This is a genomic window from Acinetobacter sp. IK23, assembly GCF_035615275.1.
Taxonomy (GTDB): Bacteria; Pseudomonadota; Gammaproteobacteria; order Pseudomonadales; family Moraxellaceae; genus Acinetobacter; species Acinetobacter seifertii.
In genome coordinates this window covers 212,077-228,556 of record NZ_JANBNX010000002.1, presented here as the reverse complement: position 1 = coordinate 228,556, position 16,480 = coordinate 212,077, and the positions used below count along the sequence as shown (strand labels likewise).

At 39.9% G+C, this 16,480-nt stretch carries 14 protein-coding genes; 4 read left to right on the top strand and 10 right to left on the bottom strand.

Annotation, left to right across the window (positions count from 1 at the left end; genetic code table 11):
- Nucleotides 1–14: 14 nt before the first annotated feature.
- Nucleotides 15–926 (top strand): bestrophin family protein, encoded by a 912-nt coding sequence (locus MSG95_RS03040; protein ID WP_039251268.1) that lies wholly within the window; start codon nucleotides 15–17, stop codon nucleotides 924–926.
- Between the two features lie 47 nt (nucleotides 927–973).
- On the opposite strand, the gene MSG95_RS03035 is transcribed toward MSG95_RS03040, so the two are convergent.
- From MSG95_RS03035 to MSG95_RS03010, 6 genes are read right to left on the bottom strand one after another with little or no spacing between them, the layout of a single operon-like run.
- The gene (locus tag MSG95_RS03035) at nucleotides 974–2,032 is read right to left on the bottom strand and encodes a 2,3-butanediol dehydrogenase (protein ID WP_324624889.1); all 1,059 of its coding nucleotides are present in this window, start codon (nucleotides 2,030–2,032) and stop codon (nucleotides 974–976) included.
- 29 nt (nucleotides 2,033–2,061) lie between these two features.
- On the bottom strand, nucleotides 2,062–2,847 hold the full coding sequence (locus MSG95_RS03030; protein WP_024436038.1) for an acetoin reductase: 786 nt from the start codon (nucleotides 2,845–2,847) through the stop codon (nucleotides 2,062–2,064).
- A 26-nt stretch (nucleotides 2,848–2,873) separates the two neighbouring features.
- A complete protein-coding gene (gene lpdA / locus MSG95_RS03025) occupies nucleotides 2,874–4,277 on the bottom strand; it encodes a dihydrolipoyl dehydrogenase (RefSeq protein WP_324624888.1) in 1,404 nt (467 codons plus the stop codon).
- Nucleotides 4,278–4,287: 10 nt separating this feature from the next.
- Nucleotides 4,288–5,823, bottom strand: a complete 1,536-nt coding sequence (locus tag MSG95_RS03020; protein ID WP_077165373.1) for a 2-oxo acid dehydrogenase subunit E2 — start codon at nucleotides 5,821–5,823, stop codon at nucleotides 4,288–4,290.
- Between the two features lies 1 nt (nucleotide 5,824).
- Entirely contained in the window at nucleotides 5,825–6,844 is a 1,020-nt protein-coding gene (locus MSG95_RS03015; RefSeq protein WP_024436041.1) for an alpha-ketoacid dehydrogenase subunit beta, read from the bottom strand.
- Between the two features lie 13 nt (nucleotides 6,845–6,857).
- The gene (locus tag MSG95_RS03010; protein WP_024436042.1) at nucleotides 6,858–7,820 is read right to left on the bottom strand and encodes a thiamine pyrophosphate-dependent dehydrogenase E1 component subunit alpha; all 963 of its coding nucleotides are present in this window, start codon (nucleotides 7,818–7,820) and stop codon (nucleotides 6,858–6,860) included.
- Between the two features lie 363 nt (nucleotides 7,821–8,183).
- On the opposite strand from MSG95_RS03010, the gene lipA reads away from it, so the two are divergent.
- Both lipA and MSG95_RS03000 read left to right on the top strand, forming a co-directional pair.
- Nucleotides 8,184–9,170 (top strand): lipoyl synthase, encoded by a 987-nt coding sequence (gene lipA / locus MSG95_RS03005; RefSeq protein ID WP_024436043.1) that lies wholly within the window; start codon nucleotides 8,184–8,186, stop codon nucleotides 9,168–9,170.
- A gap of 156 nt (nucleotides 9,171–9,326) precedes the next feature.
- Nucleotides 9,327–10,466, top strand: a complete 1,140-nt coding sequence (locus MSG95_RS03000) for a helix-turn-helix domain-containing protein (RefSeq protein WP_024436044.1) — start codon at nucleotides 9,327–9,329, stop codon at nucleotides 10,464–10,466.
- 48 nt (nucleotides 10,467–10,514) lie between these two features.
- Here MSG95_RS03000 and MSG95_RS02995 read toward each other — a convergent pair whose 3' ends face one another.
- Nucleotides 10,515–11,267 (bottom strand): TenA family transcriptional regulator, encoded by a 753-nt coding sequence (locus MSG95_RS02995; RefSeq protein ID WP_019459076.1) that lies wholly within the window; start codon nucleotides 11,265–11,267, stop codon nucleotides 10,515–10,517.
- A gap of 320 nt (nucleotides 11,268–11,587) precedes the next feature.
- On the opposite strand from MSG95_RS02995, the gene MSG95_RS02990 reads away from it, so the two are divergent.
- Nucleotides 11,588–12,817, top strand: coding sequence for a GGDEF domain-containing protein (locus MSG95_RS02990; protein ID WP_077165372.1), 1,230 nt, complete (start codon nucleotides 11,588–11,590; stop codon nucleotides 12,815–12,817).
- Nucleotides 12,818–12,916: 99 nt separating this feature from the next.
- Here the strand turns inward: MSG95_RS02990 and aroC are convergent, their stop codons facing one another.
- The 3 genes from aroC to trpB all read right to left on the bottom strand — a co-directional run bounded on the left by aroC (nucleotide 12,917) and on the right by trpB (nucleotide 16,468).
- On the bottom strand, nucleotides 12,917–14,008 hold the full coding sequence (aroC, locus tag MSG95_RS02985) for a chorismate synthase (protein ID WP_004701801.1): 1,092 nt from the start codon (nucleotides 14,006–14,008) through the stop codon (nucleotides 12,917–12,919).
- Nucleotides 14,009–14,020: 12 nt separating this feature from the next.
- The gene (gene prmB / locus MSG95_RS02980; protein WP_019459074.1) at nucleotides 14,021–15,025 is read right to left on the bottom strand and encodes a 50S ribosomal protein L3 N(5)-glutamine methyltransferase; all 1,005 of its coding nucleotides are present in this window, start codon (nucleotides 15,023–15,025) and stop codon (nucleotides 14,021–14,023) included.
- Between the two features lie 237 nt (nucleotides 15,026–15,262).
- Nucleotides 15,263–16,468 carry a tryptophan synthase subunit beta gene (gene trpB / locus MSG95_RS02975; RefSeq protein ID WP_077165371.1) on the bottom strand — a complete coding sequence of 402 codons (1,206 nt, stop codon included), beginning with the start codon at nucleotides 16,466–16,468 and terminating at the stop codon, nucleotides 15,263–15,265.
- Nucleotides 16,469–16,480 lie beyond the last annotated feature (12 nt).

The following is a 16,480-nucleotide window of genomic DNA, read 5'->3' as shown; positions in this document are numbered from 1 at the left end:
TTCAAAGGCTTTCTATGATTGTTCGCGATAAAAGCAACGTTTTTAAACTCTTATTTGCATGGAAAGGAACAGTTCTGCCCAAGGTCTTGCCAGCATTGAGTTTTGTTGTATTTATTTCAGCATGTGTAGTTTGGCTTTCTTATTATCATTGGATTCAAATTCCTACTGTACCCGCAATTGGATTTACAATCTTTGGTGTGATTCTTTCCATTTGTACGGGTTTTAGAAATAACGCCTGTTATGACCGTTGGTGGGAAGGCCGCAAACTTTGGGGTGCATTAATTGCTAATGCCAGACATATTGTTAGAGACAGCCATGTTCTATCTAATGAACAACGTGAACATTTAATTCATCAGGTCTTAATTTTTAGTAATTTACTACGTGATCGACTGCGCCAGCAAACCGCTGAGCCGACCAAATTTCTTGAACATGCTTATTTAAATAACTCTTCACTCGATTATTTAAATGATCATATTAATGCACCGCAGTTTGTACTCGAAAACATTCAAAAAGATTTAGTTAAAATACTAAAAGACGGCGAAATTAGTGACATTATCTATAGCACGCTAAATCGACATATTATTGAGCTAGGCAATATTCAAGCGGGTTGTGACCGTATTGCTGGTACACCTTTACCCTACTCTTATTCTGTACTTTTACATCGCGCTGTTTATTGTTTCTGTTTCATATTACCGTTTAGCCTTGAAGCAGCTTTAGGTATTTGGACACCGCTTATTGTTGGCTTAATCGCTTATATGTTTTTAGGGCTAGATGCTTTAAGTGCTCAAATTGAAGAACCTTTTGGTTTGCAAGAAAATGATTTACCGCTCGATTCTATTGTACGTTTGATTGAACGTGAGTCTCTAAGCTCTTTAGGACAGCCATTACCTCCTATTATTGAAGCCAAAAACAATAATTTACTTTAATAAAAAAGAGCGATGATTCGCTCTTTTTTACAGCCTTAAGTTTCTATTTAGGGTTGTACAATAATCTTAACTGCCGACTCATTGTTATGAATTAAGGTTTCAAAACCTTGTGAAATCAAATCATCCAGTTGAATACGCTGCGTAATAAAAGGTTCAAGATTTATTTTACCTTCTTCAACGAGTTTAATCGTCTCCTGATGGTCATTTACGTAGGCAATTGTGCCTCGTACATCAAGCTCTTTCATTACTATACTATGCACATTAATTGATGCTGGGTGGCTCCAAATGGAAACAATAACGATAACGCCTGTTGATTTGACTGCTGCAACCAAAGTATCTAAAACTTTGTTAACGCTACTACATTCAAACGCAACATCGACGCCATCGCCATTAGTAATTTTCATGACCTCAGAAACAACATCAACTTCAGATGGGTCTAAAATATAATCTGCGACTCCCGACTCTTTGGCTTTTTCTTTACGTTTGGCACTTAATTCGGTAATGATGACTTTAAGACCTTTCGCTTTTAAAATTGCCGAAAGCAATAAACCAATTGGCCCAGCACCGCCAACCAGTGCAATATCACCAGCCTTTGCACCACTACGTACGTAAGCATGATGACCTACCGATAACGGTTCAATTAAGGCTGCCTGATCCAGTGGAATTTTATTGGAAATTGGGTGTACCCAACGGCGTTTAACCGCAATTTTTTCCGATAAACCACCACCACGACCACCTAAACCAATAAAGTTCATATTTTTGGAAAGATGATAATTATCGCCCGGTCCAGTCGGTACATCATCGGCCACAATATAAGGCTCTACCACCACATGATGACCAATTTCAATGTCATCAACACCGTCACCTACAGCATAGACAACACCTGAAAACTCATGGCCCATGGTAATCGGTGCAGATTCACCTGAAATAGGATGTGGATGTCCACATGGTGGAATAAAAATTGGCCCTTCCATAAATTCGTGCAAATCTGTACCACAGATTCCACACCAAGCTACCTTAATGCCTACAGTGCCGGGACTGACTTCTGGTTCAGGGATATCTTCAATACGAATATCGCCTCTGTCATAAAAACGCGCTGCTTTCATTATTATCTCCCTCAAATCAGGATGTTGTTTTAGCGATAGACTATTCCGCCGTCTGTTAAAATGGATTGACCCGTAATATAGTCCGAATCTTCACTTGCCAGAAAAGCAACTAATGCAGCTACATCATCTGGTGTTTGGGCTCTACCTAAGGCAATGCCTTCCACATATTTTTTATAAGTTTCACCGATTGCTGCACCGGTAATTTCAGCAAAACGTTTATCGATTTCAACCCACATGTCTGTTCCGACAATTCCGGGGCAATATCCATTTACCGTAATACCATGACTGGCATATTCTTTTGCCGCAGCTTGCGTAAGTGCCCGTACTGCAAATTTGGTTGCCGAGTAAATACCGAGTAAAGCAAAACCATCATGGCCTGCAATTGAACAGGCATTAATGATTTTACCTTTATGTTGGCGTTGCTTAAATTTTGCAGCAGCCGCCTGAATACCCCACAGTACGCCACCAATATTGATATCGACTATTTTTTGAAATTCATCAGGTGTGATTTCCGCAATCGCCTGAACTTGAGTAATTCCAGCGTTATTAATCATGACATCAAACCCACCAAGGCTTTGCTCAGCATGATTGATAGCGGCGTATACTTGCTCGCGGTCACTTACGTCAGCAATAAATGTGCTCGCATTTACACCTAAAGCGTGAATTTCCTGCTGCACATCGTTCAGTCGATCTTGTTTCATATCAACTAATGCAATATGTGCCCCTTCTTGCGCCAAGCGTAGGGCAATCCCACGGCCAATGCCTTGGGCTGCCCCAGTCACTAAAGCGACTTTATTTTTTAATCCCTTAACCATGTTCAACTCCTGTAAATGCAGAATTTCTACATATGAATCGCTCGTTGCATTGAAGCTAGAATGGATTCATGCATAGCTTCTGATAATGTTGGATGCGGGAAAATCACTTGAGCTAAACTTTCATCAGTTGCTTCAAGATATTTGGCAATCGCAAAGCCTTGGATATGTTCGGTTACTTCATGGCCTACCATGTGTGCACCAAGTAATTCACCCGTTTCAGCATGTATCACCGTTTTAACGAAACCTGACGCATCTCCAATTGCCAAAGCTTTGCCATTTGCAGTTAAAGAAAACTTTCCGATTCGTATAGGTAAATTCTGAGCTTTTGCTGCATTTTCCGTTAAACCAACACTCGCCACTTGTGGATGTGTAAAAATGCAACCCGGTATCTGACTACGGTCGAGTGAATGGACGTTTAGCACACCAGCGATTTTCTCGACACATATCATGGCTTCATGGCTTGCTTTGTGGGCAAGACACGGTACTCCAGCCACATCGCCAATCGCATAAAGCCCTGCTACATTGGTTTTACAATAGTCATCAATTGCCACAAAACCTTGTGGATTCAGTTCTACACCTAAACGTTCTAGTCCTAACCCTGTGGTATTCGGCTGTACACCAATTGCCGAAAGCACACGGCCAAAAACAAGCGTTTGAACGTCATTTGCCGTTTCAATTACACAGTGGACTTGCTCATTTTCAATTTGAATACTTTGAACGACAGCATCGGTTAAGACCTTCATTCCTTTTTGTTCAAACTGTTTTCTGACAAATTGAGCTACTTCCGCATCTTCAGTCGGTAAAATTTGCTTGGCTAAATCAATAAGCGTGACCTGACATCCCAAATCTTGGTAAAGGCTAGCAAACTCACTACCAATTGCACCTGAACCTACAACCAGTAAACTTTTCGGTAATTGCTCTGGTACAAGCGCTTCTTTATAACTCCACACATACTTTCCATCGACAGCAAGCTGAGGAACATGTCTAGCTTTAGCTCCAGTTGCCAAAATAATATGCGGTGCACTTAAAGCTTGACTGTTCCCTTGAGCATCAGTCACTTCAAGTTTTTCTTTTGCCGTAAGCTGAGCACGACCATTAAATACAGTCACCTGATTCTTTTTCAGTAAGTAATCGATGCCTTGTACTAACTGAGCTGACACTTGTCGACTATGTTGCACAAGCTTTTGAATATCAAAATCGAGTTGGGATACTTTAAAACCAAATTGTCCAGCATGTTTAAACTGGTTTGCAAGCTCTGCCCCTGCAAGCAAAGCTTTAGTTGGAATACAGCCCCAATTTAGACAAATTCCACCTAAATGTTGCTCTTCTACAATTGCGGTTTTTAACCCGAGCTGGGCTGCACGAATTGCAGCCACATACCCACCCGGTCCCGCGCCAATCACAATTAAATCAAATTGAGCTTCTGACATGCGGGTTCTCCTACACCAAAATTAAAGCAGGGTTTTCAACAAACTGCTTAAAGCTGGCCAAGAATTTCGCCCCAACTGCACCATCAATGACTCGGTGATCACATGACAATGTCGCTGTGACAATCTCACGAACCACTACATTGCCATTTTCAACAACAGCACGTGATTCAGAAGCACCTAATGCCATAATTGCACCTTGCGGTGGATTAATAATGGCGTCGAACTGTTTAATACCTAACATTCCTAAGTTTGAAATGCTAAAGCTACCGCCCTGAAACTCATCAGGCTGTAACTTGCCAGTCTTAGCACGGGTTGCCAAATCACGCATGTCATCGGAAATCTGTGCTAACGACTTCTGATTTGCTGCTTTTACAATCGGTGTAATTAAACCGTTTGGAATCGCTACAGCCACTGAAATATCCGCTTGAGAGAACTGTAAAATTGATTGAGTTGCCTCATCAAATTGAACATTCACCTCAGGTACTTTAATCAGCGCCGCTGCTGCTGCCTTAATGAGCATGTCATTAATAGAAAGTTTCACTTGTGGAACAGTCTCATTAATCTGCTTACGTAAATTTTGCAAAGCTTCTACGTTTAGATCGACCACTAAGCGAAAATGTGGTGCATTACGTTTTGCAGCCTGTAGCCTTGAAGCAATCGCCTTACGCATCCCATTCATCGCTACAGTAGTAACGGTCGATTGTTGTTGAACAGCACATTGAGTAGATTGTTCATTTACCGATGCAGGGTTATCACGATAGTAAACCGCTTCAACATCTTCTTTACAGACACGGCCACGAGTACCTGAAACACGGCAGTCATTTAGATTGATGCCCCATTGCTTTGCTAAACGGCGTGCTACAGGTGTCGCTAAAACTTGGCTATCATCGGCAGTAGATTTAACCACTTTAGCTTGAGTTTGCTGCTTAACATCAGGCCATTGACCACCAGCAGCTTGTACAGCCTTCTGGATGTCTTGAACACTAATACGTCCTTCACGACCAGAACCTGTGACTTTTGCCAAGTTTACATTGTGCTTTTCTGCAAGCTTTAACGCATGTGGTGTTGCAAACAAATCATCAGATGTTTGATAGCCTTGTAATGGCTCTGGTACAGCGTAGTCACCTTTAGCAGCCTTTACTGGAGCTGAAGCACTTGCAGCTACAGACTGTGGTTGTTCTGTTTTTTCAACAACAGGTGCAGATGTTTCCGCCTTACTTTGCTCCGAAGGTGCTTCCGGGGCTTTAGGTGCTGAACCACCTAGTGATGCAATAAACTTTTCAACTTCTGCATCAGAAACTTCACTTTCAGCACATACAGCAATAAGTCCACCAACAGGTAAAGTATCACCATCTTTCGCTAAAATTTTACGGAGCGTTCCAGCAAAAGGCGCTTCTAATACATTGACGATTTTTGTGGTTTCAATTTCACAAATTTCATCGCCTTTATTAAAGCTATCGCCTTCTTTAATCAACCATTGGGCAATCGTGCCTTCTTCCATGGATAATCCCCATTTCGGGATCTCCAGCGTTTTAATTTCGCTCATCCTAAGCCTCCAATGTTTTTCGTACAGCTTGCTCAATACGCTCTACACTTGGAATCCATTCTTTTTCTAAAACTGGAGAGAATGGAACAGGCGTATGTGGTGGCGTTACGAGTTCAACAGGTGCTTTCAAATAGTGGAAACCTTTTTGAGCAATCAGTGCAGCCACATCATGACCAAAACCACAGCGTGCTGCTGATTCATCCACAATGACCACGCGTCCAGTTGATGCAACAGACTCTAAAATTCCTTCTTCATCCAGAGGTGAAATTGTGCGAGGGTCTACTACTTCAACTGAAATACCATCTTTTGCCAGTTTGTCTGCTACTTCATTGGCGCGGTGTACCATCAGGCCTAAAGCAATAATGGTCACGTCTGTCCCTTCACGGGTGTAATTTGCTACACCAAAAGGAATGGTATAGGCCTCATCAGGAACTTCGCCTTTAATGTCATAAAGCATTTTATGCTCGCAGAACACCACAGGGTCATCATCACGAATAGCTTGAATTAACAGCCCTTTCACATCATATGGGCTAGATGGAACCACAACTTTTAAGCCTGGAACTGCGGCGAATACGTTATATGGCGACTGAGAATGCTGAGCTGCCGCAGAAAAACCTGCGCCAATCATGCCACGGACAACTATTGGCGCTTTTGCTTTTCCACCGAACATATAACGGAATTTAGCGGCTTGGTTATAAAGCATGTCATGACAGACGCCATAGAAATCCATAAACATTAAGTCAGCAACAGGACGTAAACCTGTTGCAGCTGCACCAGCGGCCATACCAATAATTGCAGACTCGGTAATTGGCGTATCAATCACACGTTCCGAACCAAATTCTGTCCATAAACCTTTGGTTACACCCAATACACCACCGAAACCTTCCAACTGGTTGTCTTCAGTGTTTTTACCGCCGTGTCCACCGCGAACATCTTCACCAACAACAAATACGGTTGGGTCGCGGCGCATTTCTGATTCAATGGCTTCTTTAATTGCATTACGAAAACTTTTATTTGGCATCTTTACTATTCCTTTAGTAAGAGACATAGACGTCGGTAAGGAGTTGTTCTGGTTTTGGATATGCCGCAGCACGAGCTTTTGCAACGGCATCATCAACATTTGCCTTTGAAGCTGCATCAATCTCGTCTAGTTTGGCATCATCAATTTTGCCTTTGACTTTTTCGCGGAAGATTTTCAAAGGATCTTTATTTTCTTTAATGAACTCGACTTCTTCTTTAGAACGAATCAAGCCAGGGTCACCTTCGAAGTGGCCATAAAAACGGTTTGTGATGGTTTCAATCACGCTTGGGCCTTCACCACGGCGCGCACGTTCAATCGCAGTTTGAGCGGCTTCATAAACGGCAAAGAAGTCTGTACCATCAACTTTGACTGCAGGTAAACCAAAACCTGCTGCACGACCAGCTATGTCCTTACTTCCTACAGCGTAATCATGCCCTGTTCCTTCACCAAAGCCGTTATTTTCGAAAACGAAAATCACTGGAAGTTTAAGAACAACAGCCATGTTCATCGCTTCAAAAGTAAGACCTTGGTTTGAGCCACCGTCACCTGTAAAAGACAGTCCGACGCCACCAGTCTTTAAGGTTTTCGCTGTCAACGCCGCACCAATTGCTAAAGGAGGCCCACCGCCCACAATCCCGTTGGCACCGAGCATACCTTTGTCTAAATCGGCAATATGCATAGAACCGCCTTTTCCACGGCAGAGTCCGTCATCTTTACCAAAAATTTCCAGCATCATGCCATGAATGTCACAGCCTTTTGCAATACAGTGTCCATGTCCACGGTGTGTTGAAGTGATATAGTCTTTGTCGGTTAAGTTTTCGCAAATCCCAACTGCAACAGCTTCTTCTCCGCTATATAAATGAATAAAACCGGGAATATCACCATTGGTATTTTCTTCGTGAAGTCGATCCTCAAATTCACGAATATCACGCATGCGTTTGTATGCTGCGAGTAATTGCTCTTCCGTTAATTGCATATCCTTTTCCTTTATTATCTTGATTATTGAAAATCAACCAAGTTTCAGCGAGAGATATATATTTCGCTATAAATAATAAAGCTCAATTTAATTTAATATGCTATTAGACTAAAAATTTTAAAATAATATTTTTAACTATTAATTTTTATTTTTCACAAACTTACAATGCAAAAATAAAATCAAAAAATTTTAATTCATTTCATTAACTTATAAAACAAACCTTTAACCAACCTTTGTTAATTTATAATATTTGCTGTGCACTGTGTGTATTAATAAATTCATTTTTTATTATTTTTATAAATTAAGATTCTATTATACACAACCTAGTTTTAAATAAATTTAATATAAAACGGAATTTTATATATGAACTTAAAAAGGCAAATAGAGACAGGTATTAAATTAAGAGGAGCGGATAAAGTTTCTCGTATTCCGATTAAGATTTTACCTACCGAAGAATTACCGAAAAAACCTGAATGGATTCGAGCAAAAATAACCGATTTCGAAGAAACTCAACGTATCAAAAATTTACTGCGCCAACAAAAGTTGCATAGCGTTTGCGAAGAAGCGGCATGTCCAAATCTACCTGAGTGTTTTGGTGGCGGTACGGCAACATTTATGATTATGGGCGATATTTGTACAAGACGATGCCCTTTCTGCGATGTAGCTCATGGTCGTCCAATGCCTTTAGATGAAAATGAACCTAAGCATCTGGCAGAAACGGTCGCCAACCTAAACTTAAAGTATGTCGTGATTACTTCTGTAGACCGCGATGATCTACACGATGGTGGCGCAGCACATTTTGTGAAGTGTATTGAAGAAATTAGAAACCGTTGTCCAGACACGCTGATTGAAATTTTAGTCCCTGACTTTCGTGGTCGTTTAGAAACTGCACTTTCGACATTAAGTTTATCGCCACCCGATGTCTTTAATCATAATATTGAGACAGTACCGCGTTTATATAGAGCGATGCGCCCTGGTTCGGACTATCAGCATTCGTTAAATTTATTAAAACGTTTTAAGAAATACTGTCCAGATATTAAAACCAAATGCGGTCTAATGGTTGGATTAGGAGAAATTGAGGCTGAAGTGCTTGCTCTACTCAATGATTTAAAAGATCACGATGTAGATTTAGTGACTATTGGGCAATATCTACAGCCCTCAAAGTCACATGCCCCTATTCATCGTTTTGTCCATTTAAAAGAGTTTGAAAGATACACTCAGCATGGAAAGCGTTTAGGCTTTAAAAATATTTGGAGTGCACCAATGGTACGTTCTAGCTATTTTGCCGATCGGCAATACTTTGGTGAACCTGCACCGAAGCCATTTTCAAGAGAAGATGTTTTGTCTTAGCGCAATCCGAAATAACAAAACTTATCCAATTGGCTAATGGTCAAACCCATTAAAACTATTTAAGGTAAATGAAATAAGAGGAAATTGTCACAATAATAAAGTTAAAGCTGTTGAGCGGCTAAGGATACGCCATTTAAACGATAAAGGAATTTCGATATGGATATGTCAAAACAACTATTATTGCCTTCTACAGATAACCTTCTGTCTTTCTTTAGAACGGAAATAACCTCTGAAACAGCCTATTCAGTCAAAAGGCCGTCACTCGATTTAGATGCGGCCCCTATATTTGATCTTGATCAGGAATGGCAACATTCCTTATTTGGTCGTTCAATCCAAGAGTGCCATAGAAATTTGATGCATATTGCTGAAGATGCGGATATGGCAATTGGCGTGACAGATCCTCACGGTACTTTACTCTGGACATGGAGTAGTACACCTATGCGTTCATCTGCTGAACAAGTCCACTTTGTTGAAGGTGGGCAATGGTCTACTCAAGCGGTTGGTCAAAATGCAATTGGTCTTGCTCTAAATACACATTCAGCAAGCTGTGTTTATTCACACGAAAACCAGATGAACAGCGTTAGAGACTGGGTATGTTATGCAGCCCCAATCACCGATGCAAACACAGGCCAGTTTTATGGCATTATGAACTTATCAACTAAGTATCAAAAGCATAATTCACTTGGAATTTTAGCGGTTGAACGATGTGCAGATATTGTAAAACAAGCCATTCAACTTCATCAAAAAAACATTTTATATATTAAGGCTCTAGGCACACCTAAAGTTCAATATAATCAACAAGGCTTAACACTCACACAGCGCCAAATCGAAATATTATGTATTCTTGCCTTGTGTCCAGAAGGTATAAACTTAGAAGAACTACACTACGCTTTATATGGCGACCGCCCAGTGAGTACAACCACACTAAAATCTGAACTCTCTCAACTTCGAAACTTAATTCCAGATGTTATCGAGTCACGGCCATATAGACTCAACTGTGAAATTCAATGTGACTTTCTTATGGCAGAGCAGGCGTTAAACCTAGGGTTTACTGCAACCACTTTAACACTCTACAGAGGTAGTTTTTTAGCCAAATCAGAAAGCCCATTCTTATGCGCTTGGAGAGATTGTTTTGATGCTCGATTGAGTCATGTGATTTATCAAATTGATGATATAGATCAACTATTACGGGTAGTCAGTCGTGTGCCTGATCGAGTTGATGCTGTTGAACGTTTACTTGAATTATTACCTGAGGATACACCTTATAGAGTAAAGCTTTTAAAATTGCTTGAATAAAATAAAAGGGAGAATATTGTATAAATATTCTCCCTTTTCAAGATCAGCTTAAGCAGAAGCTTTAAGCTGTATCCTATAGCAATCATCTAAAGCCAGCTCGTAATAACGCAATCCTTCTTCAGCAGCATGAAATGCTTTTTGCTGCCAATCGGGTCGGTCATTCGACAAACGTTTAATCAACTCCATGGCTTCATAAGGATGTAAATCATCATAATGCGCATGGGCCCGCAACCAAGCTAAAGAGCGCTTATCAATCGTGACTTCAGGGTGATCTGTATAAGCATGAATACCTTTATAGACTTGAATAGACCAGTCACCTGTCGCCCATTCAATTGCTAAGTTGGTGGCAGCTAAACATTCAGCTAAATTACCACGATGACTCATATTCCATAGAAAATGGTTCACCGCATTCATTGCAGCCGGCGGTCTCACGCTATCAAGCTGTTCTATAGTTAATCCAAAACCTTTAGCCCAATCACGATACCACCGCAAATGGCGTTCTTCGACTTTAATATTTTGAATTAACCAGTCTCGTGCTTCCGTTACACCTGGTTCAGCAAAAGCAGTCGCTTTAGCTAATGCACCAGCCATATATGATGGAAAGTGCGCTACTAATGGATAGAAATTAAGTAATGCATAACGGAAACTCTCTAGGCTCAATCCCCCATTGGCCATTTCAGTAAAAAATGGATGTTTACTGACTCGCTCCTTAACTGGTAAAAGATCATCCCAAAATCGCTGAGACCATTCATTATGCGCTGTAATTTCTAAATTCATTCCATATTGATTTAAAGCAGTCATTGCTAATTTTCCTATTTATATGACAGCAATCATCTGTACTTCACGGCTATAAGTCTATCCGAAAATGATAAAGATACAATCTTTAATCGACCATTTGTCATTTTTTCTCAAAGGTTTGGGGTCTTTAGATAATTGTGACGCTAATCATTGAAATGTCGTGATTTTTATCACAATTAGAGAGTATAAAAATCATTACTTTTTTAAAAAATCTGTATTATTATTTTAAATAATCCACACATTATATAACCAATACTTTTAGATGGAACTTTAATAAACCAAGTCTCATTTTATGCCAACTTCCAATATAGAGAGCATTAATTATGAAGTTGCAAGGTTCCAATATATTGGGACAGGAACAAATAGATTTATTAACCACACGCGGATTAAATTTCCTCAGGTTTCCAAAGCAACTTGAAACGATTTATCGTTTTCAATATCAAGAAGGTGCGGCCTATGAGTTTCGCTATAGAGCACCTATTATTTTAATATTATATTTATTTTTAAGCTTTGGTATATACCAAGTTTTACCGACTGAACAAGTTTTATCCTGGTTAAACTATTATTCTTGGGTAGGTATAATAGTTTTAATTGCATGGATTTTATCATTTATTAAAAAATTAAATCAGTGGTTTGATTATTATGTCGGAATTGGCTCTGCTTCTGCCGTTGCTATCACCTTTATTTTAATTAACGTTTTAGAAAATGGCCAAGATAATGTTCTTTTTCATGCAGCGATGATGTATGCAATTGTGATTATCTACGGTGCTGTAGGTATGCGCTTTTATACTGCCATTATTGCTGGATGGGTTGGTGGTTTTGTTGGTATTTTAGTCAGTACTTATGTAAAAGGTGACATTGATTGGACCTTTTTAAACCGTACATATACGTTTAGTAGTTTCTTAGGAATGACCCTTGCTTACGCGACAGACCGTCAACACCGAGAAAACTATTTACAAAACTGTATGATTGAGCTCAACCGTATTGAACTTATGCAACAAGCGCAACAGCTATCTTTGCTTTCACAACAAGATGCTTTAACTGGGCTTGCTAACCGACGTTATCTTGATGAAACACTAGATAATGAATGGCGACGTGCACTACGTCATGAGACATCACTTACCATTATGATGGTTGATATCGACTTTTTTAAGTCATATAACGACACCTTGGGCCATCTTAAAGGTGATCAGTGTTTAAGAGATATTGCTACTGCAATTTCATCTATTGCCGCTCGTAGTGGAGATTTGGTTGCTCGTTATGGTGGTGAAGAGTTTTTACTTCTTTTCCCTATGACAAACACACAACAGGCTCAAATTCAAGTTGAAAGATTAATGAATGCAATTAAAAAAATTGCAATTGCTCATCCATGTAGCAGTGTTTCACCGTATGTAACCATTAGTGTGGGTGTGGCAACTACTGTTCCGCGTCTAAATGATTCAATTTCTGCCTTTGTTAGCCGTGCTGATCATGCACTCTATCAAGCAAAAACAAATGGTCGTAATCAATATCAAATTGCTGTAAATGAAGAACAAATTGTAGACTTAACTTAATTATTCATAAGTCTATATAATTAAAAAAATTGCTATCAATAAATAAAAAGCCACATACTTTAAATTATGTGGCTTTTCTTAATTCAACCAGAGCTATACTTAAGGTTCAATCGGAGCAAATGGAGGAACAACATCTGCATTTTGAGCACGATGGCGTAGGAAATGATCCATTAAAACAATAGCCAGCATTGCTTCCGCAATTGGAGTTGCTCGAACGCCGACGCACGGATCATGACGGCCTTTAGTTAATACATCAGTATCTTCACGATTTAAATTAATCGTTTTCCCCGGAGTTGTGATACTTGCTGTTGGTTTTAGGGCAATCGCTACACGAATGGTTTGACCACTTGAAATACCACCCAAAATTCCACCAGCATGATTTGCTAAGAAGCCATGACTCGTCAATTCATCACGTGTTTCATGACCAAACTGTCCAGCAACTGCAAAACCATCACCAATTTCCACACCTTTCACCGCATTAATACTCATCATTGCATGTGCAATATCAGCATCTAAACGGTCAAAAACAGGCTCGCCCCAACCCACAGGAACTTTCTCAGCTAAAATTTCTAGTTTAGCGCCACAGCTTGTGCCTTGTTCACGTAAAGAAGTAACCAATGCTTCAAATCGAGAAACAGCATCTACATCGCCACAGAAAAATGGATTATTTGGAACTTCATTCCAATCTAGTTTCTCGGTAACTTCATTACCAATTTGAGTGACGTGACCACGAATCAAGACACCAAATTTTTCTGCTAAATATTTCTTCGCAATAGCACCTGCTGCAACACGCATAGCAGTTTCACGAGCACTTGAACGACCGCCACCACGATAATCACGGAAACCATACTTTTGTGTATAGGTATAATCCGCATGACCCGGTCTAAAGGTTTGCGCAATATTTCCATAATCTTTCGATTTTTGGTCAGTATTACGAATGAGTAAACCAATTGGAGTACCTGTGGTTTTCCCTTCAAATACCCCTGAAATGATTTCAACTTGATCAGGTTCTTTGCGTTGAGTTGCAAATTTCGATGTACCAGGCTTACGGCGGTCCAAATCTATTTGCAGATCTTCTTCGGTCAATGCAAGGCCCGGTGGCACGCCATCAACAATTGCCATTAAGCCAACACCATGTGATTCACCACATGTAGTTACACGAAAGAGTTGTCCAATAGTGTTCCCTGCCATACGTACAACTCCTTAAGATTGTTCTGCAAATAATTTTCTATAACGACGACATTGTTCAGCAGTCAAAGCAAAAATACCTGAACCGCCTTTTTGGAAAGTAAGCCAGTTGAAGTCAATTGTATTGAAGTTCTGACGCATTGCCCATTCAGAGTTACCCACTTCAATGACAATTAAACCATCTTCTGTCAAATAATCTGCTGCTTGAGCAAGCATTTTACGTACTAAGTCTAAACCATCTTGACCTGCTGCCAATGCAAGTTCCGGCTCATGTAAAAACTCTTCTGGTAGGTCAGCCATATCTTCGGCATCAACATATGGCGGGTTACTTACAATTAAATCGTACTGATTTTCAGCTGGAATCTTGGCGAATAAATCAGATTCAAGTAACGCAACTTGATATTGCTTATTGTGGTGTTCAACATTAATTGAGGCTACTTCTAAAGCTTCTTTAGAAATATCTGTTGCATCCACTTCAGCATCTGGATAAGCATAAGCTAAAGCCACAGCAATACAACCAGAACCTGTACACATGTCTAAAATACGTTGTGGAGTCTTAGGTTTGGTATTTTCTGGTAAGTTGTTGAGCGCTTCACGCATTTGACCATTTTCATCTAAGCAATATGGTGCAAAACGTTGCTCAATTAACTCTGCAATTGGTGAACGAGGAATAAGTACGCGTTCATCAACATAAAATGGCTTATTGAAGAAGTAAGCTAAATTTAATAAATAAGAAGTTGGAATACGGTCATTAATACGACGCTCCAGCAAGCTTAAGAATTCTGCTTTTTCACTTGGTAAAAGCTTAGCATCTAGAATTTCTGCATCTGCTGACCATTCAAGAGATAAGGTTTGTAAAACTAATGCAGAGCTTTCTGCAAAATAATCTTCAGTACCTTGTCCTAAATGTGCATCATGTTGACGTAATGCTGATACCCCAAAACGAATAAAGTCTCGAATTGTTGATAAATTTTCAGCAGCTTCCTGTAAATGTTCAGGGCTAATCGTCGGTCGCTCCACTTAGGCGTCTCCAAAGGCAAATTTTGCAAAGTGACTATTCTACTGAGTGAGACAAAGCAACGCAACGCTTTGCCTTGTGAACCAGTGTTTTACATCTCAATCTATACAAATCACGGCTTTAAATTAGAATACTTTGTTTTAATTAAGAAATAATGAACTTTATAAGTAGCGCAATATGTAGTCTCTGAAACAAAAAAGCGGCCTTTAAATATTGACCGCTTATGAACTCTAGTTGGCTTAAAGCTTAAGCTTTTCTGCAACATAATCGGAGTCTTTATCTCCACGACCCGACAGATTCACCACAATCATGGTTTCTTTCGGTAGCTTTGGTGCTTCACGAATTGCCCAAGCCACCGCATGTGAGCTTTCTAGTGCAGGAACAATTCCTTCTACACGAGATAATGTCATAAAAGCATCTAAACATTCTTGGTCGGTTGCAGTGCTATATTCAACACGACCTAAATCTTTTAAAAAACTGTGTTGTGGCCCAACACCCGGATAGTCTAAACCGGAAGCAATAGAATGCACAGGTAAAGGTTCACCAGCCTCATTTTCAAGCACATAACACGCCATACCATGAATTTGACTTGGTTTACCTAAAGTTAAGGTTGCCGAGTGCATATTGGTGTCTAACCCATGCCCAGCTGGTTCAACCCCAACGAGTTTTACATCCGAATCATTTAAAAATGCCGTAAACGCACCGATAGCATTTGAACCGCCACCAACACATGCCACCACATAATCTGGATTTTTACCAAAGCGCTGGTGCGTTTGATCTTTAATTTCATTGCCTATAACCGATTGAAAATCTCGAACCATTTTAGGAAAAGGATGTGGTCCAACCACAGAACCAATCGCATATATAAAGTTTTGAGGATCTTTTAAATATTCTTCAAATGCGCTATCTACCGCATCTTTTAAGGTTGCTGTACCACGAGTGACCGATACCAAATGTGCACCCAAAATTTTCATTTTGACAACATTTGGATGTTCTTTTTCAATATCAACTTGACCCATGTGAATTTCACACGGAATACCCACTAAAGCACACGCTGTTGCCAAAGCAACTCCATGTTGACCTGCTCCAGTTTCAGCAATGACTTTCTTTTTGCCCATATATTTAGCAAGTAAAGCTTCACCTAAGCAGTGATTAATTTTGTGGGCACCCGTATGATTTAAGTCTTCACGCTTTAAATAAATTTGTGCGCCGCCTAGCTGTTCTGAAAGACGTTTTGCATAAAATAAAGGACTAGGACGACCTACATAATTCGTAAAGAGGTCTGATAGTTCATTTTGAAATTCAGCTGTATGGCGAATTTCTTCATAAGCAACATTAATTTCATCCATTGCTTCTTTTAAATGTGGAGGAATAAATTGCCCTCCATACTCACCAAAAAATCCTTGTTCATTCGGTAAAGCAATACCATTAATTTGATGTTGCATATCATCCCTCTT

Excerpts from the sequence above, each read along its gene's own strand:
- MSG95_RS03040 (WP_039251268.1), top strand. The coding sequence starts at position 15 with ATGATTGTTCGCGATAAAAGCAACGTTTTTAAACTCTTATTTGCATGG.
- MSG95_RS03035 (WP_324624889.1), bottom strand. The coding sequence starts at position 2,032 with ATGAAAGCAGCGCGTTTTTATGACAGAGGCGATATTCGTATTGAAGAT.
- MSG95_RS03030 (WP_024436038.1), bottom strand. The coding sequence starts at position 2,847 with ATGGTTAAGGGATTAAAAAATAAAGTCGCTTTAGTGACTGGGGCAGCC.
- lpdA (WP_324624888.1), bottom strand. The coding sequence starts at position 4,277 with ATGTCAGAAGCTCAATTTGATTTAATTGTGATTGGCGCGGGACCGGGT.
- MSG95_RS03020 (WP_077165373.1), bottom strand. The coding sequence starts at position 5,823 with ATGAGCGAAATTAAAACGCTGGAGATCCCGAAATGGGGATTATCCATG.
- MSG95_RS03015 (WP_024436041.1), bottom strand. The coding sequence starts at position 6,844 with ATGCCAAATAAAAGTTTTCGTAATGCAATTAAAGAAGCCATTGAATCA.
- MSG95_RS03010 (WP_024436042.1), bottom strand. The coding sequence starts at position 7,820 with ATGCAATTAACGGAAGAGCAATTACTCGCAGCATACAAACGCATGCGT.
- lipA (WP_024436043.1), top strand. The coding sequence starts at position 8,184 with ATGAACTTAAAAAGGCAAATAGAGACAGGTATTAAATTAAGAGGAGCG.
- MSG95_RS03000 (WP_024436044.1), top strand. The coding sequence starts at position 9,327 with ATGGATATGTCAAAACAACTATTATTGCCTTCTACAGATAACCTTCTG.
- MSG95_RS02995 (WP_019459076.1), bottom strand. The coding sequence starts at position 11,267 with ATGACTGCTTTAAATCAATATGGAATGAATTTAGAAATTACAGCGCAT.
- MSG95_RS02990 (WP_077165372.1), top strand. The coding sequence starts at position 11,588 with ATGAAGTTGCAAGGTTCCAATATATTGGGACAGGAACAAATAGATTTA.
- aroC (WP_004701801.1), bottom strand. The coding sequence starts at position 14,008 with ATGGCAGGGAACACTATTGGACAACTCTTTCGTGTAACTACATGTGGT.
- trpB (WP_077165371.1), bottom strand. The coding sequence starts at position 16,468 with ATGCAACATCAAATTAATGGTATTGCTTTACCGAATGAACAAGGATTT.